The sequence below is a fragment of the Alteromonas australica genome (assembly GCF_000730385.1).
In the GTDB taxonomy this organism is placed as follows: Bacteria; Pseudomonadota; Gammaproteobacteria; order Enterobacterales; family Alteromonadaceae; genus Alteromonas; species Alteromonas australica.
The window spans coordinates 4,155,612-4,176,456 of record NZ_CP008849.1 but is presented as its reverse complement, the minus strand read 5'-3'; the positions used below and the strand labels follow the sequence as shown (position 1 = coordinate 4,176,456).

Below are 20,845 nucleotides of genomic sequence, written 5' to 3'. Positions count from 1 at the left end.
CTAATCCTCTCTGGTTACCCGAAGCACTTCTTCTAGGGCAGTAATACCAGCCAGAACTTTGCGACAGCCATCTTCACGTATACTTGGCGTTGTGTGGCGAATATGTTTTTCTATAGCTTGTTCGCCTACGCCTTCATGCATCATTTCGCGAATTTTTTCGTCTACAATGAGCAACTCGTGTATGCCGGTTCTGCCTCGGTAACCTGTTTGATTACACGCGGCGCAGCCATGAGGTGTGTAAATGGTTAATGACTCATTAGCACTTATCCCCAATACCTCTTTCTCTTGCGTATCTGGGGAATGGGGCTTCTTACATTCAGTGCAAAGGGTGCGCACCAATCGTTGAGATAGCACAGCCAATAAGCTTGATGACAGCAGGAAAGGCTCTATGCCCATATCTTCCAGACGTGTGATTGCGCCAGCCGCAGTATTGGTATGCAGGGTCGATAATACTAAGTGACCGGTTAAACTGGCTTGAACAGCAATTTGGGCAGTTTCAATATCACGGATTTCACCCACCATCACCACATCAGGATCTTGTCGTAATATGGCCCTTAAACCCCGAGCAAAGGTCATATCCACCCTAGGATTAACTTGGGTTTGGCCAATACCTGGAAGATCAAATTCTATGGGGTCTTCTACGGTTAATATATTGCGATCTCGTGAATTGATTTCACTTAAACCTGCGTACAGCGTGGTACTTTTACCTGACCCTGTGGGGCCGGTAACTAAAATGATACCGTGGGGCTTTCTTATCAATGATGAGAAGTGACCACGATTATTTTTTGTCATGCCTAAATCTTCTAAATTCAGGCGTGCGTTATTTTTATCTAACAAGCGCAGCACTACACGCTCACCATGACTAGAAGGCATGGTCGATACACGCACATCTACAGCTCGCCCTGCAATGCGTAACGTGATACGGCCATCTTGCGGTACGCGTTTTTCAGCAATGTCTAATTTCGCCATTACCTTAATTCGCGACACCAACATAGAAGAAAGCTTGCGATTAGGGCGTAATATTTCCCGCAATACACCATCTACCCTAAAGCGTACAACCAATTGGTTTTCAAAGGTTTCAATGTGTATGTCTGAGGCACCTTCTTTAATAGCTTCGCCAAGCATGGCGTTAATAAGCTTGATAATTGGGGCATCATCTTCACTATCTAGCAAATCTTCAGTGTCTGGTAGATCTTCGGCTAAAGCGAATAAGTCGCTCTCGTTGCCTAAGTCTTCCATTAACTGTTTGGCGGCGGAACTGTCCCGTTGAAATGCACTGGTTAGCAGGTGTTCAAACTCATCAGAGGCAATGGTTTTTGGCACAAAAGGTTCGCCGTAAAAGCGTCGAACTTCTGCAAAAACTTCAAAAGGGGTATTTTCGGTAAAATACAGTACCGCAGGTGTTTCATTGGTTTCAAGTAACACCTGATTGCGTTTGGCAAAGCTAAACGAAAGTTGTTTGGGGCCGACGGGGGCCTCTGGCAATCCTTCGTCTTGTGCCATGGCTTCTAGGGCTTCTTCTTGCGCCTCTACTGCCAAGCTTAACTGTTCGTCTTGCCCCGCCATGTTATTCCTTCTCTTCTTCTTTCTGTTTTTCTTTCTCAGTTAAGTACTCTTCGAAAGACGGCGGAAGTGAAAGCTTATCATCCCAGTTTGGCATAGACGGGGTTTCCGCTGATGGCATAAGGGTGATGCCTTCCTGCTGGCGCTTAAGCTGCAAGGCACGCATATAATTGTATTTTCTGTGACTGATGGCATTCATGGTGGCCCCGTCACGCACAATCGTGGGTTTTAAAAATACCATCAGGTTGCGTTTACGCTTGGTACTCGACGTGCTTTTAAACAAATGCCCTAAAATGGGAATGTCACCTAACAGAGGGACTTTCGAAATACTTTCTTGTACGTCTTCGTCAATTAAGCCACCCAGTACAATGGTGCCACCATCATCCACAATAACGGTGGTTTTAATTTCACGCTTGTTTATAGAAATATCCACAGACGTTGCACCACTAACGCTAGAAACCTCTTGCTCAATTAACAGTTGTACCGCATCGCCTTCATTGATTTGAGGGGTCACTTTCAACTTAATACCTATCTCTTGGCGGTCTACGGTTTGGAATGGATTTGAGTTGTTCGACCCAGTGGTGGTCCCGGTAATAATCGGGACTTCTTGACCGACGATGAAAAACGCTTCTTCGTTGTCCATGGTCGTCAGGTGCGGTGTGGCGAGAATATTTGAGTTGGTATCTGTGCTGACCGCTTGAACCACTGCACCCCAACCATCTTCAATAATACCCGCTATCAGGCCGTTGGCGCTGCCGAGCAAGCTGGCAAGAGATGAGTAGTCGCCTTCGTCGGTGGTGGTGACCGTGACAACTTCACCGTCATCGGTAACATAAGCTTCGGTATCGGTATCGTCTTCCGCTTCTTTTAGTGCAACGGCCAATGAACCTACAGGCACAACACCATTACTAAATTGTGTACCGCCGCCTGCTTCAGAGGCCCATTGCACACCAAAGGTGGTACCATCGCCTTCAAAGACTTCCACAATAATAGCTTCTACTTGAACTTGTGCCCGACGAATATCCAATTGGCGCACCACGTCTTCTAATGAACGCATCATGTCGGGCTCTGCGGTAATAACAATGGCGTTAGAATCTTGGTGAGCATCAATGCTGATTTCGCGGTTAGTTCCCGTACGGCGAGTTGTGCCACCACTTTGTTCTTCCGCTTGAATGCTAGCGGATACGCCTTGAAGCACTTTGACTAAGTCTTCTGCTTTGGCGTAGTTGAGGAAAAGAACACGGGTATTGCCATTAGTTTCTAGCTCTTGATCCATACGTTGAATCAAGTTGATTAAGCGCTGACGAGCTTTTATATCACCACTGACAATCACAGAGTTTGTTCTGTCATCCGCGACTACGCGAGGCTCAGATTTGGTTCCTGAATTGGTTTTACCTTGGGATTTGTTAATGCTCTCGATGATACGAACCATTTCTGACGCAGACGCATAGCGAAGCTTAACAATTTCGACTTCTTCGTCACCGGCTCTATCGACTCTCTCAATAATTTCCACTAAACGGTTCACCACTGCGGCGCGACCGGTAAGCATCATAACGTTTGAAGGGTCGTGACTCACCACATTACCGCCACCCGCTTGGTCGTTTAATTGACGAAGTATGGGGGCAAGTTCGCGTACAGGTACGTTATACACTGGAACCACACGGGTAATCATTTCATCGCCGTCGCGAGCTGAGCCTTCAACCACAGGAATATTTGAAGTTTTTGCATCTTTAGAACGTACGACTTTTAAAATGCCGCTAGGCATTTCAACAACGGCAAAATCATAGACTTGAAGCACGTTGAGGAAAAATTGATAGTACTGGTCTTCATCCAGCATATCGTAACTTCGTACGCTTATTTTCCCTCGCACATTTGGGTCGACAATAATGGTACGCTCTAAGTTTTTGCCCACAATATTAATAAATTCATTAATATCCGTTTCTTTAAAATTAGGCATGTACTCGGCTGCACTAACTGAAAAGCAGAGAAGGGCAGTGCATAGTGCTGTGCTTACGCGAGATAATATCTTTTGGCTAGTGCGCCTTTTCATTCCGTCTTCCTTTATTTCTTATTCGACTGAAGGCTCTGGCAAATCTAGATAGAGCGTGGTGAGGCTTCCATCACGAATGAGAGTAAGCTCGATAGTTTGGGCTGTGCGTAATTCTGACAGTGCGTTTTGCGACTGACGAATATCAGTTAAATCCAAACCATTTATTTGAGAAACAATATCGCCGGCTTTTAAGCCCGCCGATTTAAACAATGAAGGGTCTTTACCTGGGCCAACTTGATAACCAATAAGGCGACCTTCCTGGGTTTTTGGCGACACAGAAATGAAGTCAGTAAAGTTTGCCGGACTTTCGCGCAAGGCCGCAGTGGCTTCAAGTGCCTTATCGCTTAACTCACGGGTACGTGATTCCTCTTCTTTAGGTGCGGGTTTACGGCGAGCTTGCTGCTGACGCTTTCTATTGGCTTCTTCGTAGTCTATACCTTCAAGCATGAGCGTTTCATTGCGTATGCCATTTTTAATAATTACCCGATCAGCATACACCTGCTTTAACGAAGCATTGGTGCCTTCTATTTTGTCACCCAGACCATAAACCGCTTGGCTGTTTTTATACTCGATTATTGCCGTCCCTGCGGATTCTTCTGAACTGGCAACCACACCGGCAAGCGTGAGCTTTAGACGGGTTTCCGGTGCATCGGTAACGGGCGCTTCTTCTACAATTTTAGGGGCGGCCTTGGCGTCACCAAACAAATTTAGCTGTTGTATTTTACTGATATTGACCCCACCTTGCCCTGAAGGCGTAGATACAACAGATGCTTTTGACACTTGAGTAGTCGCAGATAGCTGAGGTTCAGGTATAATTCGCCACACAAATTTGGCAGCGAAAGCTATTAGGTACAAGCTTAACAGCACCACAAGAAGCGTGTGTAGTGGTTTCTGGTGCTGGTTTACATAGGTAACCAGCGATTGTGGGTTGAGTTTGTCGAATGTCATGCTGCCACTGATGGTACTGCTTTTTATTAAAAGTGAAATTTTGGTTAACCGCGCTTTAGCCGACCCATAATAGCCTAGTAGAGGTGGGGGTCACAACACTAAAGCCCAACCGTTACGAAAATATTACATGTCCAAATCGGAAACCGAGAATACACCGCTAAATGTAAGGCTAGACAAATGGCTATGGGCAGCGAGGTTCTTTAAGACGCGCGCCATTGCCAGAGACATGGTTCAGTCAGGGAAAGTTCACTACAACGGCCAACGTGCGAAGCCAAGCAGAACGGTAGAGCATGGCGCGATGATAAAAGTTCCCACAGGATGGGATATTCGCGAAATTCGTGTGCTAGGTTTAAGTGATAAACGACTGGGAGCCGCGTTGGCGCAGGCACTTTTTGAGGAAACAGAAGAAAGTGTAAAAAAACGTGAAGAGAACCAAGCGGCAAGAAAGCTTAATGCGTTTCATAGTCCAAAACCTGATCATCGGCCGGATAAAAAACAGCGGCGTCAAATTATTAAGTTTAAGCAGCAATAGTGTGCTGCGTATTAGGATAAGTTTATGAGTGCTTTTGACACATTACATCGTTTTATCTTCGCGAATGCGAATGTTCGTGGCGAACTGGTTCGCTTAGATGAGAGTTTAAACCATATTGTGCATAGCTATGAGTATCCCGTACAAATTCAGCGTTTGTTGAGTGAGATGGCGGCAGCCACATCCTTGCTTACAGCGACGCTAAAATTTAAAGGTGAAATAGCGCTACAAATACAAAGCAAAGGGCCGGTAAGTTACGCAGTGATAAACGCCACCCACGACCAGACCCTGCGTGGTGTCGCGCGCTGGGACGACAGTTTGTCTACCTTACCAGAAACTTTCTCAGAGCTACTGACAAGCGCTGTACTTGTTATGACCATTACGCCTGAGGAAGGCGAGCGCTATCAGGGCGTAGTGGCACTTGAAAAGCCAACGTTAGCCGAATGCTTAGAAGCGTATTTTACGCAATCTGAACAGCTAGCTACGCGTGTACATTTAATGACAGATATGCAAAACCCAGAACGTGTTAAGGCGGCGGGCGTTTTGCTTCAGGTGCTACCAACAGACGCTAGCGCCACCGATGTTAATGAGTCTACAGCGTTTTCACATATTGCAACGCTGACAGAGACCTTAACGGAAGAAGAAATGTTCTCTCTCTCTGTAGAAGACATTCTCTATCGTCTTTATCATCAAGAAGACGTGGAATTGTTCCCCGCTCATGCGGTTAAGTTTGCTTGCACATGCTCAAAGGAGCGCAGTGCAGAAGCTTTACGACATGTTGAAAAGTCGGAGCTTATGTCCATCATTGAAGAAGAAGGCGCGATCAAAATGAACTGTCAGTATTGCCACACTGAATATCGCTTCGACAGTATCGACGTTGAATCTATCCACAGCGGAAATATTACGCCGCCAGAAGCAAGCCAATAAGTTGACTCTCGCACCTATTGCCCCTCTTTTAATGCAATAGGTGCTTACTGGTTAGGCGTTCGCGTTCCTGACACGAGAGTCAAATCTTGTTACATTTTTTCATTCTCGCCGTCCCTTCCCACTTATCTTTGGTTTTTTTACATGATTATGCATCCTTATTCTCAATCTCCCTCTATTTATGTAATTTTATTACAATATTTATGAAAGTTATCCGTGGTAAATAGTCGGTATGTGTTTTAAGAATGCATAAAAATACCTTATTTACTTTACACTTGTCTTAGTGTTACTTTTTGAAAGTTCTTTTGAAAAATTACATTTGGGGTGGCAGGTATGAGTGCAGCAGCGTCTTTGCAAACGGGATTAAAGGTTTCACCATTGTTGAATCTATCAAGCGCCGAGTTAATTGAGCGTGCGGTGAAACGCGCCGAGGGTGTACTGGATAAAAACGGTGCGCTGGTGGTGGAAACGGGCGCAAGAACGGGTCGTTCTCCCAATGACCGTTTTATTGTGAAAGAGCCTTCGACGGAACAAGATATTGATTGGGGTAAGGTAAATAAACCTTTCGATGCAGATAAATTTGATGTGCTGTGGAAGAGAGTGGAAGACTACCTGAATACTCAAGAGCATTTTCTTTCGCATTTGCAAGTAGGTGCGGATCCTGCTCATGCCCTACCGTTAGAAGTGAGAACACAAACCGCATGGCAGCACGTTTTTGCACGAAACCTATTTATTATTCCCGAAGTATGGAACCCAGCCCAAGAGCAACCTTGGCAAGTGCTTAACGTACCTGGATTTTGTTGTGAACCAGACCGAGACGGTACGAACAGCGATGGCGCTGTCATCATCAATTTTGCCAAAAAGCAGGTTCTGATTGCAGGGATGCGCTATGCAGGGGAAATGAAAAAAGCCATGTTTTCAGTGCAAAATTTCTTGCTACCGGCAAAAGATATTCTACCTATGCACTGCTCTGCAAATGTGGGTGAAAAAGGGGATGTCACTTTGTTCTTCGGCTTGTCGGGAACGGGCAAGACCACGTTATCGGCGGATCCCAAGCGCTTCTTAATTGGTGACGATGAACACGGTTGGGCGCCTGGTAGCGTGTTTAACCTAGAAGGCGGGTGCTACGCCAAGTGTATCGACTTATCACACAAAAATGAGCCGGTGATTTGGGACGCTATAAAATTTGGCACCATATTGGAAAATGTGGTGTTAGATGAAAAACGCACCCCGGACTATACCGATACCCGTTTAACTCAAAATTCTCGCGCTGCTTACCCTTTGTCTCATATCGAGAAACGGGTGCTTGAAAATCGAGGCGGTGAGCCTCGGTCAGTGGTGTTCTTAACTTGCGATGTCAGCGGTGTCTTACCTCCAGTATCGGTGCTAAGCGAGGAGGCAGCCGCCTATCACTTTTTAAGTGGCTACACGGCGAAAGTAGGGTCAACCGAAATAGGCTCAACGTCAGATATTGAATCCACCTTTTCTACCTGTTTTGGGGCGCCGTTTTTCCCACGCCCAGCGGGTGTGTACGCGGAGTTACTCATTAAACGCGTAAGAGCCTTTGGCGCGAAAGTGTACTTAGTGAATACCGGCTGGACGGGTGGGCCTTATGGTATTGGGCAAAGGTTTGATATTCCCACTACAAGGGCGATTATCGATGCCGTGGTATCAGGTGAACTTGCCAACGTAGAAACGCAGCATATTGAAGGGCTAAATTTAGATGTACCTGTTGCTGTGCCAGGTGTGGATAGCCATTTGCTTGTGCCCAAAAATACATGGAAAGACGCCGATAAATACGAGGAGTTTGCGAGCAGTCTTGTAGAAAGCTTCCAGCAAAACTTTACTAAATATGATGTCAGTGCCGCCATAGTAAACGCAGGCCCTGGCCACTAAATCTTGCTGACTAAGGTTGAGTTTAGGCGCGATTCCTTAGTCAAAGAGATGTAGGGGAATTAAACCCTCCCCCTTCCCAACGTTCATCACACTCAACGTGATTGATGTTATTGCCCGCGCTTTGCGCGGGCTTTTTTATGCGATTCTATTGTGCCTTTTATACTAAAGGCGTAAGCTATGCTCAACTCGCACTAAAGCGATGCAAATCCTCATAATAAGTAACACATACCCTACCTACGATAACGCACGTCCCGTGCACATGACGTTAAATTTGTTTTAAATGCTGGACCTCAAGGAGACCGGATGAGCCGCCGCCCCGTTACTATTGTTATCTTTTCTGGCTTTTTTTTGCTGGGTATGTTGTTCATTTTATGGGGGATATTATTGCCAGATATTGCTAAAGACTTACGCATGTCTGAGCTTGTTAGTGGGACTTTTTTCTCTCTTTTTAGTATTGGTATGATGTTAGGTGCGGTGATAGGCGGAAAATACGTGAGCCGCTTTGATCATATGCCGCTTTTAGCCGCATTGCTCAGCATCAATGCGTTATTGCTGTTCACCATTTCTCAATTGCATCAGTGGCAATGGGTGTTAGTGGTTGCTGTACTCATTGGTATAGTTAGCTCTACCATATTTACCCTAGGCCACACATTGATAGCGCGGTTATACGAAGAAAAGCGTTTTACCATGATGGGGCTAATGGACTTTATGTTCAGCTTAGGAACCTTTGCCGCTTCCTTCTTTGTTACTGTACTGTACGGCATAGCAGAAAATTGGCGCTTACCCATCCAAGTTCTAGCTGCGGTCATGGTGTGTGTGTCCGCCTACACCTATATTGCTGCTCGTTCACAAGCTAAAGTGTTAAAAGGCCAACCTAAGCCAGAGCGCAAAACACTGGCGTTTGGCGCGGTGATTAAGCAGCCCATATTTATTTTTATGGCGCTGTTAAGCTTTGGCTATGGTGCGGTTGAATTTGGTAACGCAAACTGGTTTGTCAGCTACGCCCAAAACGGAATTGGCTTTACCGGCGAGCAATCGCGAAACCTTCTAGCCTGCTTCACAGCGGGCATGGTCATTAGCCGTTTGGTGTTTCCTTTTTTATTGCGGTTTGTGTCGGTTCACCGCCTCATTGTATTTATGGCCAGCGCCTCGTTAGTGGGCGTGTTTGCTATCAAGCTGATGCCGAGTTTGTACGGAATTGGCGCGGGCAATCTCTTCTTGGGGCTAGGTCTAGGTGGGCTTTTTCCATTAATGCTATCGGCGGCAATGAATATTGACAGCCAAAACGGCCCCGTGTTATCCGGTATTTGTATTATCGGTAATTCAACAGGGGTGCAAGTGGCGTCGTTTTCTACGGGCTTGTGGGCAAACTATGTGCCTCTGACTACCGCGTTTTGGGTTATCCCCATGGGCGGTTGTGTATTGTGGTTGGCGGCATTTGGTTATAGTAGGCTGGTAAAGCAACACCACGCTTAAATAGGAATATAAAACTCCGCAATCAGGCCACTTTCAGTGTGATTTCTTAACTGAACTTGGCCATCGTGAGCTTCAACAATACGGCGTATAATGGCTAATCCTAACCCCGAGCCTAACGAACTTCGTGCTTTGTTACCTTGGGCGAACGGCATAAATACGCTGCTTAATTCTTCCGGCGGAATACCTGGCCCAAAATCCCGTACTTTGCAATAAATACGCTTTTTATGGCGGTCATAAAAGCTCGTGATAACAATATTGTCAGAGCCATAGCGAAAGGCATTTTCTATCAGGTTATCGATGACACGCTTCATCGCAACACGGCGTAAATTCGCAGGAGGAAGTGGATTAAGCTTTAAGTCTATATGATGACCTTCTTCCACGTGACGGGCTTGAGTGAGTTCACTGATAAGCGCATTAAGGTCAGTTTCTTCTTTGGCTTCTTCATTGTCGTAACGAGCGTAATCAATAAACTGGTCGATGATGGCATTCATGTCTTCGATATCGTTAACAATGCCGTCTCGTATCCAATCTTGATCATCGGGTAACATTTCTGATGCTAACCTAATGCGGGTGAGTGGCGTGCGTAAGTCATGTGAAATGCCCGCCGTCATCAAGGTTCTGTCGTGTTCTAACTGCTTTATACCCTGGTTCATTTTATTGAATGCGCGGGTAACCTGAATCATTTCGGTACTGCCTTGTTCGGCCAGTGGCGCAGGGTGCTTTCCCTTTCCTACTTCAAACGCTGCGCGTTGCAAAGCAGATAACGGTCGTGTCATCCTGCGTACGAATAGCCAACCGCCAGCAACACTGAGAATACCGATAACCATGAGATACATGGTTAAAGGAGAAATGTTAGCTTCATTAAGGCCGGTAATTGGAATGGCAATCCATGTATCTGGGTAACGAGACAGTGATACCCACACCGTGTAGGGCGCAGAATTATCAGACTGTTGCGATACTGTACTGATACGCACATCGGCCAACTGCCGAAGTTGCTCACTCACTTGGGACGACATAAAGCCATAGTAAACGGCATTTTCTAACCCTTTACGTTTGGCGTCGCTGCTATTGAGGATGCGTATTTGGGTATGTTTAAAGTAGCGTTGGCGGTTTTCTTCGTTACTCACTAAAAGGTCGTTGGCCAATACGCCTTTCACCTGTGTCGCCAGTAAGCTATTAATTTGCTGATAGCTGGGTTGAATAAAATAATAAGTCACCGATAAATAAGACACCACTTGATTGATTAACAGCAAAACGCCAATAAGCATCACAGTTTGGCCGAAGGCGCTTTGAGGAATGAGTCGCACGGTGTTTATCTCAGTGAAATGTCGCTAAACAGGGAGTAAAGGCGTCATAATTACACTTTTGCGCCATCAGGAACAAATACGTAGCCTAGTCCCCACACTGTTTGGATGTAGCGGGGGTTGGCAGGGTCTTTCTCTAACATTCGACGTAGTCGCGATACCTGAACGTCAATACTCCGTTCAAGGGCGCTGTAGTCTCGTCCTCTAGCTAGGTTCATTAGCTTGTCCCGAGATAAAGGCTCGCGAGGATGAGTCACTAACGATTTAAGCACCGCGAATTCTCCACTGGTTAACGTTAATGGCGTATCTCCTGCGATCATTTCCCGTGTGGCCAGATTCAGTTTGTACTCGCCGAACTCGATTATTTGTATATCTTTAGAGGGCGCACCAGGGGCTTCACTGCTGCGACGACGCAGTACGGCTTTCGCACGTGCAAGCAGTTCTCGTGGGTTAAAGGGCTTAGGCAGGTAATCGTCTGCCCCCATTTCTAAACCAATGATGCGGTCTACTTCATCGCCTTTAGCGGTGAGCATAATAATGGGGAGTTCGTTGTTGGCTTGGCGCAAGCGCCGGCAAATAGACAGTCCATCTTCACCGGGTAGCATTAAATCCAGCACCATTAAGTGAAAATTTTCTCGTTCAAGTAATCTGTCCATTTGCTCTGCATTGGCGGCGCTTCGAACTTGATATCCTTGTTCTACCAGATAGCGTTCTAATAAGCTGCGAAGACGCATGTCATCATCAACCACAAGAATTTTAGACGTTTCCTGACCCATTATGTAGACCCTTGAAATTACTTTTCTTTCACTATAACCACAAGGTGCACAATACAAAAGAGATGAATGCACTAATGCGCATCTCTCTTTGTTACAAATAGTGTCAACGGTGGTTAGTTAAAGCGCACGACATTGAGGGCTTTGGTATCTGCGTTGCCGTTTAGGGTATTAAGATACAGAGAAGTTATTTGTTGTGCCCCTGTATGGTTTTGCTGATAGAAAGTGTCTTGTATCTTATTTGCAAAACCTTGCCACGCCTTCGCGTACCGCAACAAAAATGCCTCATGCCCCCATTCTTGCTGGCGTTGTTTAACCCGAGCTGGTGCAAAAAATATTTCTGCATCTAAGGCTTTTTTATTGGGCTTTTTCTCGGCTTTCCAATCTGTGGCACCAATAAGGGTAATTTTCGAGAGCGTGTTACCTAGTGCATCGCCTAAAGCGCCAATTAAGCTGCCATTGGCAGCAAAATCAAGTAACCAATATTGTTGGTTATCACTCAGTGTATTGATGTCGTTATAGCTGACGACAAGATCGTAACAGCCCGTTGCCTTCACCATTTCAACATTTGATGCCGATGTTAACCCAATCACTTGATAGTTAGCCCCCCGCTGCGCTTTTTGATCTTTCAGCAACTGCGCGGTACCCAGTGCGGTTTTGCTGGATGCGCTAGACAATAACAGCGACTCGCCCTGACTAGACTCATCAACAAAATCATCCAATACGAATGAGGTCATATAGAGAGGACGGAAATTTAACTGCCACGCTTCTCGATTTGCATCATATCCAGGGTCGTTAGCGCAGCGTAGGTACTGATCGTAAACAGGGCTAATACTCTTTCGGTTTTCATGAATGTCAGAAAAACCATGGGACGCGACTTTACCCGCTTTAATGATCCAGTGACTGGCCATGGGTAAGTAGCCAAACACTTTCTCATTCACGTTCACTCCACTGTGATTAGAAGCGACAACCGTGGCAAAGCCCCACACCGGTACAATGCCATAGCCTTCAGCGGCGGGGAAAAAGCCCCAATAGCCCATATTAAAGCCTAAAGCGGCATAGGTGATGTTATTTGCAGAAAACCCAAAGGAATCCATTTCAAGTATGACTTCGCCTTCCCCCAGCGTGTCTGTAGAAAGCACGTGTTCGACCACTTGTGTTTGATTTAAGTCGTCTTGTTTTACCCATATTTGCGTACTGGTTACCGTTGGCATGGCATCACCTAAAATGTTGGTTAAGTGAGCTTACCATGACGCACTTTTTAGGTGATTTCGACTTTAAGTTGTAAATAGATTGTTATATCACTGACGAATACTCTATCTCGCTGGCAGATTGCTCTGTTGATGACGTATCTTCTCATATAAAGGAGAAGTATCATCATTAACCCGCCACAGGTCGGTGTGTTTATTCTTGGGTGTTTAACCAGTCCATTTGATGACCCGCTCGTCGTTTTCTATTTAAAATATCTTCAAGCAGTGGAGTAAGAATGAGCTCCATGGCCAACCCCATTTTCCCGCCCGGTACCACTAGCGTATTAATGCGCGACATAAATGCGCCATCAATCATTTGCAGTAAATAGGGGTAATCAACGTGCTTCATTTCTCGTCGAAAACGTACGACAACAAAGCTTTCATCTTGGGTGGGGATTTCCCGGGCGCTAAAGGGGTTTGATGTGTCTACCGTAGGCACACGTTGAAAGTTGACGTGAGTACGAGAGAATTGCGGCGTAATGTATTGGAAGTAATCATCTAGGCCGCGCACGATACTGCTCATTACTGCTTCTCTAGAGTGCCCTCTATCTGTGGTGTCGCGCACAATTTTCTGGATCCATTCAAGGTTCACAATGGGTACCATGCCAACCAGTAAGTCTACGTGTTTAGCTACGTCATTTTCTTCGGTTTTTACACCGCCGTGTAAGCCCTCGTAAAACAATAAATCAGTATTTTCAGGTAAATCCTGCCAAGGTGTAAAGGTGCCCGGCATTTGATTAAAAGGTACGGCTTCATCGAAGGTATGTAGGTACTGACGAAATTGGCCAGAACCCGAACTCCCGTATTCTCTAAATAGGGTTTCAAGCAACTCGAAATCGTTGGCCTTTGGCCCAAAGTAACTAATATGTCGCCCTTGCTCTTGGGCTTTACGGATTTCCACTTCCATTTCTGGGCGCGTAAAACGATGAAAGCTGTCGCCACCCACTACCGCCGCATTTACACTTAAATTTCTGAAAATGTGACGAATAGCATTGGTTGTTGTGGTGGTGCCCGCACCAGAAGAACCTGTTATAGCAATAATAGGGTGTTTGACAGACATAGAAATTCTTTTTGGAAATGACGGGTACTAGTTATAAGCTGATGTGGGTTAAGAATCAAGACCACCCTCCTACTGAGAAATTGACTATAAGCACGAATTAGCGCTAACTTGGGGGAAAATAAATAACAAAAAGCACAATGAGGAAGTGGCGATGGAATCTTTTTTACTGGGTATACTGGTTTTAGTCACCGTAGCTGGTGCTGTGCTTTCTTTTCAACATGTGGGCAAGCTATCACGCATGCAAATCCATATTGAGCAATTGGAAAGGCGCTTAAGGGCATTTGAGCAAAAATCTGCCTCTTCAAAACCCGCACCTCGCGTTGAAAGCATAACCACGTCTAAACGCGACGCCTCTGCTAGCGCTTTAGAGGGCGTCTCCAAACCTCGTGCATCAAGCAACCCGTCAAGCCCTCCTACGCTTATTTCCTATGTTGAAAAGCACCAACAGGGGCTAGTTAACGCCATTAAGGGTAACGGGTTATTATGGCTTGGCGGCTTAGTTTTGGCGGTGGGGGGTATTTTTCTTGCAAACTACGCCATTGAGTCGGGTTTCGTTTCAGCCGAACTTCGCGTGATACTCGGTGGCGTATTTGGTGTTTCTCTGATGGTGGCCTCAGAATTTTTAGCTCGCCATCGCATTCGCTTTTCTATCTATTCACCAGCGGTATGTGCGGCACTTGCCTCAGGCGGTGTGGTCACGTGCTACGCCATGACGCTGGTGGCCTTCAATTACTATGGCTTTTTATCGCCTTTCATTGCATTTGCAACGTTAGCGTTTATTGCATTAGGCGCGGTTTCATTGTCACTGCGATTTGGCCCGTTACTGGCGTTTATTGGGATATTGGGCGCATTTGCCATTCCAGCGCTCGTGAATACGGGGTCGAATAATATTCCTTTGCTTTTGGCGTTTGTTAGTCTTGTTTCTTTATCTGGCGTGTGGGTGGCACAAAAGGTCGCCGCGGTTTGGTTGTGGCGAGTGAGTTTTTTAGGGCAATTTTTATGGGCATTAGTGGGGCTATCAAGTACAGAGGCGAGCCACTTTGGTGCTTGGTTGTGTTTTAGCGTATTTTCAACCTACTTGTTTGCGTTGGTTCGCACATTGGGCTGGTCATTAATGGCTACGCAACATCAGGGAATGACACTGAGAAGTTTATTTGCTCAACGGCAACAACTCGCGGCAATTTCACTGGTTTTAATCGTCATTCATGGGTTTCTGATTCAATACGGCAGCAATGAAAAAATATGGATTAGCGCCTTCACACTGGCCGCTTTACTGCTTATTGCGCCTATTCGACACAGTGCCTTTGATGTGTGGCCAGCACTGATGTTGGTCACTGGTTTGACGCATTTTGCTATGTTGAGGCCAGCTGAAGGCCCAATAGATCTTAGCTTTATTCTTAGTGGAAAGTATCTATTTTCTCAGCTCCTCGCGGTAGGGCTTTGTGTATACGGGGGGATGTTAGCGAGAAAACACAATACCCATGACACCGCGCGACCGGCGTTTTGGCTCTACATGGTAGTAAGCCCAGTGGCGTTGTATGGGGTAAGTTATGCGCTAGCTCCTAGCAAGATCACCGACGTACTCTACGGTATTTGGGCGCTTGAACTTGCGCTGATTGCACTAATAAGTGCTTTAGTCACGTTGAGAGTTAACCCTCATATAGAAAAGCTCTCTTTTTCCGTGCTTGCCAATGCGTGTTTAACATTGTGTTTTACCATGGTACTTGATGCCGCAATATTATCACTGGCGTTGGCTATTCAAGTGGCTATGGTGAGTATACAAAGTGCAAAGTATCGCGTAGCGCTACCAGACTGGTTGTTTAAAGCCTTATTGATTGCCGTGTTGTTAAGACTCACTGGCGCGCCATGGTTAGCGGATTATGCTGACGAACATATTTTCAGCATACATTGGACGGCTGTTGTCTATCCGGCGGTGTTTTTAAGTTTATGGTTAGCACGAAAATACAACCCGTCGCCGACATTAAAGGTGTGGCTGGAAGGCGCGTTATTGCATGTTGTTGCACTGTTTATTACTACCGAGCCTAGTTATTGGTTAACGGGGGCCTACCCAGAGCTATTCCTCGCTTCCTACACGGAAAAAGTCTTTTTAGCCTTGGGATGGGTCGCGCTCGCGGTAACCTATTGGCACCGTGCTTGTGTTGCTCAACAGTTGGCTAAACTCTATCGTGTGGCAGGCTTTATCTTAATGATAGGGGCTTTTTGGCTTCACTTAGATATATCAGTGGTGAATAACCCCTTTGTGTTCCCACAAAATACGGGGGGTAATGCAGTACTGAATTATATGGCTTTACAATGGTTAGCCCCAGCGTTACTGCTTAGTACATTGTGGTTGCCACCTTGGTTTAAGGTATTGCCGAGCAGCGCTTCACAGATAAAAGCGCTCATTTCAGGGCCATGCTTAAAAGGTATTGTGGTGATTATCGGTCTGTTTTTGGTGCTTTATATCAATAGCATCATTCGGCGTCTTTTCCATCATGGACACGTTGAGTTCGGTTTAGGGATAGGTCAAGCTGAGCAATACACCTACTCGGTGGTATGGCTTATTTTGGCGACCTTAACGATTTTCCTCGGCCAATACATGCATAAAGATAGAGCCGTGAAGTTAGGCTTTGGCCTGTTAACGGTTGTACTACTGAAAGCCTTTATTATCGACATGTCTAGCCTTGAAGGTTTATATCGTGCCCTGTCCTTCATTGGCTTGGGGTTAAGCTTGGTGGGAATAGGATGGTTATTTCAGAAATTTAATATGGAATCGGATAGGCCTCGTGATCAAGCAAGTCCAGTGACGTAGTGGAGAATGGCGTCTATGTATGCGGCTTCTTGTCGGCGTTAGGGTTTGGAGACGTGCTATGGTGGTGCTGAAGAAGGCGCACGATGAGATGAGCTTCTTCTTCATCGAGGTCTAACAAATCGCGAACACGTTCAATGTGCCCTTTATCGTGTTCGCTTAAATGGCCATCGTCCAATGCGGTACGAACCGTGTCTGTGAATCTGTCTCTTTTAAGTTGCATTTGTGCGGTATAGCTAGAAGATAAAATACCAGCAGGTAGCGCATAGAAACAAATGCCCATAATTGTAATGAATCCACCAAACACTTTGCCTAATGTGGTGATAGGAACGGCGTCACCGTAGCCTACTGTGGTGAGTGTTACCAGCGCCCACCACAATGACGCGGGAATGCTGCTAAAAACCTCTGGTTGAGCGGTGTGTTCAATGTAATAGATGCAGGTTGCGGCAATAACAGTAAACACGAGTAAAACACTGATGGCGGCACCTAAACTATGGGCCTCATTTCTTAATACAGTGAGCAAAGTTTGCATTGAGCGCGAATAGCGGCCAATTTTTAAAATTCGCATGACTCTAAATACCCGCAAAATACGCAAGTCTAAGGCCACAAACATACTTAAATAGAAGGGTAAAATGGCCATAAGGTCGATCACAGCCATAGGACTTTTAAGGTAGTTCCAGCGTTTTTTCTTCGCACTGCGCCCCTCTTCTCCATGGCGGGAGGGCGCTGCCGCACTGCTGTATACACGTAAGAGATATTCCACAGTAAATATAAGTACAGATACGATTTCAATAGTATGAAGTTCGCGCTGCCATGTTGGTGATAAGCCTGGCACGGTTTCAAGCATCATCGCGCCCACATTAACGAGAACAAGTATCACCAGAGCAAAATCAAAAATCTTACTCAGTGTTTTAAACTCATGTGCATCGCTATGAGGGGTAAGTATATTGTAACAAGTGCGTTGAAATGACATATACCGAGTGCGTAAAAGGCATGGAATAGTCACTTTATACCAACAACCGTGGCAAATTGGTATTTGTACGCAGAGGGTATATAGTCGACCTTACGTTTGTAGTGAAACCATACGGAGCAAATTCAATGACTCGAAAGCGGTTCAAGCCGGTATTTAATACACTCACCAAGGCAGTATTCATTTATTCAGTATTGGCATCAGGGGCAACGTTTGCCAATATGACAGAGGATGAAGCTGCGTATGTTTCCACGCCTCCGGTCATTGACGGCATTGCAGATGATGACGCATGGAAAGACGTGAAGTGGAATGTCATGTCATCCCAGATGTGGGGAACCCTGCCAGAAGCCACGGATTTTTCGGGTCGCTATAAGCTTCGCTGGGACGAGCGTGCCCTATATTTGCTTGCAGAAATTCAAGATGACCACCTCTCTGATACCTATGCAGACCCTTTAGAGCGTTACTGGGATGATGATTGCCTAGAAATCTTTATTGATGCCGATGGTTCTGGTGGCGATCACTTTAATAACTACAATGCTTTTGCTTATCACCTTGCCCTTGATAATCAAGTGGTAGATATTGGCCCTGATGAAAATGGTGACGCTGTGGCTCAGTTATATAACGATCATGTAGACAGCGCCTGGAAGCGTGATCTTACCCCGCCGTTTCTTGTTTACTGGGAAGCCGCCATCCGCGTATTTGATGATAGCTATCAGCACGGAAAAGACAACTCGCCACTCACCCTTAAAAAAGGGATGCAACTTGGCTTTATGTTGGCGTATTGTGATGCTGATGGAAAAGACAGAGAACATTTCATGGGTTCCCATGAAATTACCCCAGTGAATGGCGACAAGAACTTAGGCTTTAAGGATGCTTCTGTCTTTGGCAAGCTGATATTGAAAGGTCGTTAAGGGTTGGCATAAAAAAAGCGCTACCTACTGGGTTAGCGCTTTTGTGTTATTTGTCGTTATTTCTCGTTAAAGGCTAACCACTAGCTGGCCTCTGCTTCGCGAGCAATGGCGCGATGGGCAATGTCGTTGCGAAAATACACATCTTTAAATTGAATGGTTTTAAGCAGTGTATAAGCGTTTTGTTGCGCTTCGGTAACATTGTGACCTAGCGCAGTGGCACATAATACACGGCCTCCAGCAGTCACCACTTTACCGTCTTCAAGGGCTGTTCCCGCATGGAATACTTTGCCATCTAGTTTGGCGGCATCTTCAAAGCCTGTGATCTCATCACCTTTATTATAACTGCCAGGGTAACCACCCGCTGCTAGCACCACGCCCACAGACGCACGCTCATCAAACTCAATGGTTTTGCCGGCTAGCTCACCTCGACATGCAGCTTGACATAAAGGCACAATATCTGACTTTAAACGTAGCATAATCGGTTGCGTTTCTGGATCGCCAAAGCGGCAGTTGTACTCAATGACCTTCGGCGTGCCGTCAGCCATAATCATAAGCCCTGCGTACAAGAAACCTACGTAGTCATTACCTTCTGAGGCCATGCCATCTACCGTTGGCATAATCACTTCATTCATAATACGGTCATGAATGTCAGGGGTCACTACTGGGGCTGGAGAATATGCTCCCATACCGCCAGTGTTCGGGCCTTTGTCGCCATCGGCTGCGCGTTTATGGTCTTGGCTGGTGGCAAAAGGCAGTACATTCTTGCCATCGACCATAACAATGAAAGACGCTTCTTCACCGTCTAAGAACTCTTCAATAACCACGCGGCTGCCTGCTTCACCGAACGCATTTCCTGCTAACATATCACGAATGGCATCTTCGGCTTCCTCAAGGGTCATGGCGACGATAACGCCTTTACCCGCGGCTAGGCCGTCTGCTTTAACCACGATGGGGGCACCTTTCTCACGCACATAAGCAAGAGCGGGGGCTATTTCAGTGAAGTTTTGGTATTCAGCCGTAGGGATGTTGTGACGAGCGAGAAAGTCTTTGGTGAAGGCTTTTGAGCCTTCAAGCTGCGCTGCAGCTTGGGTAGGCCCAAATATCATTAGCCCTTCGTTAGTGAACGCATCGACTACGCCTGCAACTAGCGGTGCTTCTGGGCCTACAATAGTAAGCGCTACGTCGTTACCTTGAGCGAAAGACACAAGACCAGCGATGTCGTTAACATCAATAGCCACGTTCTCTACCTTAGGTTCGGTAGCGGTGCCGGCATTACCCGGAGCAACGAATACCGTTGATACATCAGAAGACTGCGCTGCTTTGTAGGCTAACGCGTGCTCGCGGCCACCGCCGCCAATGACAAGTACGTTCATTAACTATTCCGTTTTAAACTTTGAGTTGTATTAATTTGGCTTTTTGAATTTTAACGTCATGCGATTACTCTCGCCAATAGCAAGGTATTTGTCGCGATCTTGTTCTTCAAGTGCTAAACGAGGAGGCAATGTCCACACACCACGAGGGTGGTCTGCTGTATCCATAGGGTTCGCATTAACATCGCTGCTTGCTTCTAGCACAAATCCTGCTTTTTCCGCCGCCGCAACAATGTATGAGCGTTTCATGTAACCACTTTTCTTCATGGCTTCATCGTCTGCACTTTCTGGTAATTCGTGTTCTACTACCCCTAATACGCCACCTGGCTTAAGCGCTTTGAAAAAGGCACCGAATGCATTGTTAATGCCTTCCTCACCGTGGCCCATATACCAGTTGTGAACGTTACGAAAGGTGAGCACCATATCGGCACTGCCTGCTTTTGCGATATCCAGTGCTTTCATCGGGTCGAAAGCGGTCACTTCTGCGCCTTCGTATTTCATGCCTGGCTTGGTTTTTTCTTTAAACCCTTTCACTGACTTTTTGTAGTAATCGCTACTTGAGTCATCAACATAAAAATGCGCGGCAACGTATTTGCCTTCCTCTTTTACGACAGAGTAAAGAATGTCGGCATACCAACCACCACCTGGAGAGACTTCTACTACAGTCATATCAGGCTTTAAGCCAAAAAAGCGAAGGGTTTGTTGAGGATGACGATATTCATCGCGGGCTTTCGCTTTTTCTGAACGAATGTCACTCATGGCTGCATCTGAAATAGCATCGGCGCTGGCATAAGTGGCGGTAACACCAAGTGTTGCAGCCAATACAAGTTGGGCTAACTTTTTCATTCTTATTTCCTTTTTCTGTCGAGGGTAGGCAAATAACATAACATTTTTAGGGGCTGTCGGCCTTTGTTATGCAAAATGGCAAAGCAAAGGTTAACAGGCCCGCGTAACACTATTACTACAAATTACCACAGGTCAGATCAAGCCTAGCAGCTAACCCTTCGTTGCA

16 protein-coding genes are annotated in these 20,845 nt (G+C 46.1%); 6 read left to right on the top strand and 10 right to left on the bottom strand.

All coding sequences use genetic code 11. The features are described from left to right. The 3 genes from gspE to gspC are packed head-to-tail and all read right to left on the bottom strand — an operon-like array spanning position 1 to position 4,561. Complete coding sequence (gspE, locus tag EP13_RS18165) at positions 1 to 1,566, bottom strand: type II secretion system ATPase GspE (RefSeq protein WP_044058508.1); 1,566 nt, start codon at positions 1,564 to 1,566, stop codon at positions 1 to 3. Position 1,567: 1 nt separating this feature from the next. Then, entirely contained in the window at positions 1,568 to 3,613 is a 2,046-nt protein-coding gene (gspD, locus tag EP13_RS18160; protein ID WP_044058507.1) for a type II secretion system secretin GspD, read from the bottom strand. 18 nt (positions 3,614 to 3,631) lie between these two features. Then, entirely contained in the window at positions 3,632 to 4,561 is a 930-nt protein-coding gene (gene gspC / locus EP13_RS18155; RefSeq protein WP_044058506.1) for a type II secretion system protein GspC, read from the bottom strand. Positions 4,562 to 4,688: 127 nt separating this feature from the next. On the opposite strand from gspC, the gene hslR reads away from it, so the two are divergent. The 4 genes from hslR to EP13_RS18135 all read left to right on the top strand — a co-directional run bounded on the left by hslR (position 4,689) and on the right by EP13_RS18135 (position 9,386). After that, positions 4,689 to 5,093 (top strand): ribosome-associated heat shock protein Hsp15, encoded by a 405-nt coding sequence (hslR, locus tag EP13_RS18150; RefSeq protein ID WP_044058505.1) that lies wholly within the window; start codon positions 4,689 to 4,691, stop codon positions 5,091 to 5,093. A 24-nt stretch (positions 5,094 to 5,117) separates the two neighbouring features. Next, a complete protein-coding gene (gene hslO, locus EP13_RS18145; RefSeq protein ID WP_044058504.1) occupies positions 5,118 to 6,017 on the top strand; it encodes an Hsp33 family molecular chaperone HslO in 900 nt (299 codons plus the stop codon). Positions 6,018 to 6,347: 330 nt separating this feature from the next. Continuing rightward, entirely contained in the window at positions 6,348 to 7,910 is a 1,563-nt protein-coding gene (locus EP13_RS18140; RefSeq protein WP_052364485.1) for a phosphoenolpyruvate carboxykinase, read from the top strand. A gap of 303 nt (positions 7,911 to 8,213) precedes the next feature. Continuing rightward, positions 8,214 to 9,386 carry an MFS transporter gene (locus EP13_RS18135; protein ID WP_044058503.1) on the top strand — a complete coding sequence of 391 codons (1,173 nt, stop codon included), beginning with the start codon at positions 8,214 to 8,216 and terminating at the stop codon, positions 9,384 to 9,386. Here EP13_RS18135 and envZ read toward each other — a convergent pair. The 4 genes from envZ to EP13_RS18115 all read right to left on the bottom strand — a co-directional run bounded on the left by envZ (position 9,383) and on the right by EP13_RS18115 (position 13,773). Further along, positions 9,383 to 10,693 (bottom strand): two-component system sensor histidine kinase EnvZ, encoded by a 1,311-nt coding sequence (gene envZ, locus EP13_RS18130; RefSeq protein WP_044058502.1) that lies wholly within the window; start codon positions 10,691 to 10,693, stop codon positions 9,383 to 9,385. The genes EP13_RS18135 and envZ overlap by 4 nt on opposite strands. A 50-nt stretch (positions 10,694 to 10,743) precedes the next feature. Further along, on the bottom strand, positions 10,744 to 11,466 hold the full coding sequence (gene ompR, locus EP13_RS18125) for an osmolarity response regulator transcription factor OmpR (RefSeq protein ID WP_044058501.1): 723 nt from the start codon (positions 11,464 to 11,466) through the stop codon (positions 10,744 to 10,746). Between the two features lie 113 nt (positions 11,467 to 11,579). Next, complete coding sequence (locus tag EP13_RS18120; protein WP_044058500.1) at positions 11,580 to 12,677, bottom strand: DUF2855 family protein; 1,098 nt, start codon at positions 12,675 to 12,677, stop codon at positions 11,580 to 11,582. Between the two features lie 190 nt (positions 12,678 to 12,867). Further along, on the bottom strand, positions 12,868 to 13,773 hold the full coding sequence (locus tag EP13_RS18115) for a phosphoribulokinase (protein WP_044058499.1): 906 nt from the start codon (positions 13,771 to 13,773) through the stop codon (positions 12,868 to 12,870). A gap of 151 nt (positions 13,774 to 13,924) precedes the next feature. Between EP13_RS18115 and EP13_RS18110 the strand changes: the two genes are divergently transcribed. Continuing rightward, a complete protein-coding gene (locus EP13_RS18110) occupies positions 13,925 to 16,585 on the top strand; it encodes a DUF2339 domain-containing protein (protein WP_052364484.1) in 2,661 nt (886 codons plus the stop codon). A gap of 13 nt (positions 16,586 to 16,598) precedes the next feature. Here EP13_RS18110 and EP13_RS18105 read toward each other — a convergent pair whose 3' ends face one another. After that, positions 16,599 to 17,555 (bottom strand): ion transporter, encoded by a 957-nt coding sequence (locus tag EP13_RS18105; RefSeq protein WP_044058498.1) that lies wholly within the window; start codon positions 17,553 to 17,555, stop codon positions 16,599 to 16,601. Positions 17,556 to 17,773: 218 nt separating this feature from the next. On the opposite strand from EP13_RS18105, the gene EP13_RS18100 reads away from it, so the two are divergent. Continuing rightward, positions 17,774 to 18,463: a sugar-binding protein gene (locus EP13_RS18100; protein ID WP_081869594.1), complete on the top strand. Its 690-nt coding sequence runs from the start codon at positions 17,774 to 17,776 to the stop codon at positions 18,461 to 18,463. An 80-nt stretch (positions 18,464 to 18,543) separates the two neighbouring features. Here EP13_RS18100 and purD read toward each other — a convergent pair whose 3' ends face one another. After that, on the bottom strand, positions 18,544 to 19,836 hold the full coding sequence (gene purD / locus EP13_RS18095) for a phosphoribosylamine--glycine ligase (protein WP_044058496.1): 1,293 nt from the start codon (positions 19,834 to 19,836) through the stop codon (positions 18,544 to 18,546). Positions 19,837 to 19,866: 30 nt separating this feature from the next. Further along, a complete protein-coding gene (locus EP13_RS18090) occupies positions 19,867 to 20,679 on the bottom strand; it encodes a class I SAM-dependent methyltransferase (protein WP_044058495.1) in 813 nt (270 codons plus the stop codon). Positions 20,680 to 20,845 lie beyond the last annotated feature (166 nt).

Excerpts from the sequence above, each read along its gene's own strand:
- gspE (WP_044058508.1), bottom strand. The coding sequence starts at position 1,566 with ATGGCGGGGCAAGACGAACAGTTAAGCTTGGCAGTAGAGGCGCAAGAA.
- hslR (WP_044058505.1), top strand. The coding sequence starts at position 4,689 with ATGTCCAAATCGGAAACCGAGAATACACCGCTAAATGTAAGGCTAGAC.
- EP13_RS18135 (WP_044058503.1), top strand. The coding sequence starts at position 8,214 with ATGAGCCGCCGCCCCGTTACTATTGTTATCTTTTCTGGCTTTTTTTTG.
- purD (WP_044058496.1), bottom strand. The coding sequence starts at position 19,836 with ATGAACGTACTTGTCATTGGCGGCGGTGGCCGCGAGCACGCGTTAGCC.
- ompR (WP_044058501.1), bottom strand. The coding sequence starts at position 11,466 with ATGGGTCAGGAAACGTCTAAAATTCTTGTGGTTGATGATGACATGCGT.
- EP13_RS18105 (WP_044058498.1), bottom strand. The coding sequence starts at position 17,555 with ATGTCATTTCAACGCACTTGTTACAATATACTTACCCCTCATAGCGAT.
- EP13_RS18100 (WP_081869594.1), top strand. The coding sequence starts at position 17,774 with ATGACAGAGGATGAAGCTGCGTATGTTTCCACGCCTCCGGTCATTGAC.
- EP13_RS18090 (WP_044058495.1), bottom strand. The coding sequence starts at position 20,679 with ATGAAAAAGTTAGCCCAACTTGTATTGGCTGCAACACTTGGTGTTACC.
- EP13_RS18115 (WP_044058499.1), bottom strand. The coding sequence starts at position 13,773 with ATGTCTGTCAAACACCCTATTATTGCTATAACAGGTTCTTCTGGTGCG.
- hslO (WP_044058504.1), top strand. The coding sequence starts at position 5,118 with ATGAGTGCTTTTGACACATTACATCGTTTTATCTTCGCGAATGCGAAT.
- EP13_RS18120 (WP_044058500.1), bottom strand. The coding sequence starts at position 12,677 with ATGCCAACGGTAACCAGTACGCAAATATGGGTAAAACAAGACGACTTA.
- gspD (WP_044058507.1), bottom strand. The coding sequence starts at position 3,613 with ATGAAAAGGCGCACTAGCCAAAAGATATTATCTCGCGTAAGCACAGCA.
- EP13_RS18110 (WP_052364484.1), top strand. The coding sequence starts at position 13,925 with ATGGAATCTTTTTTACTGGGTATACTGGTTTTAGTCACCGTAGCTGGT.
- gspC (WP_044058506.1), bottom strand. The coding sequence starts at position 4,561 with ATGACATTCGACAAACTCAACCCACAATCGCTGGTTACCTATGTAAAC.
- EP13_RS18140 (WP_052364485.1), top strand. The coding sequence starts at position 6,348 with ATGAGTGCAGCAGCGTCTTTGCAAACGGGATTAAAGGTTTCACCATTG.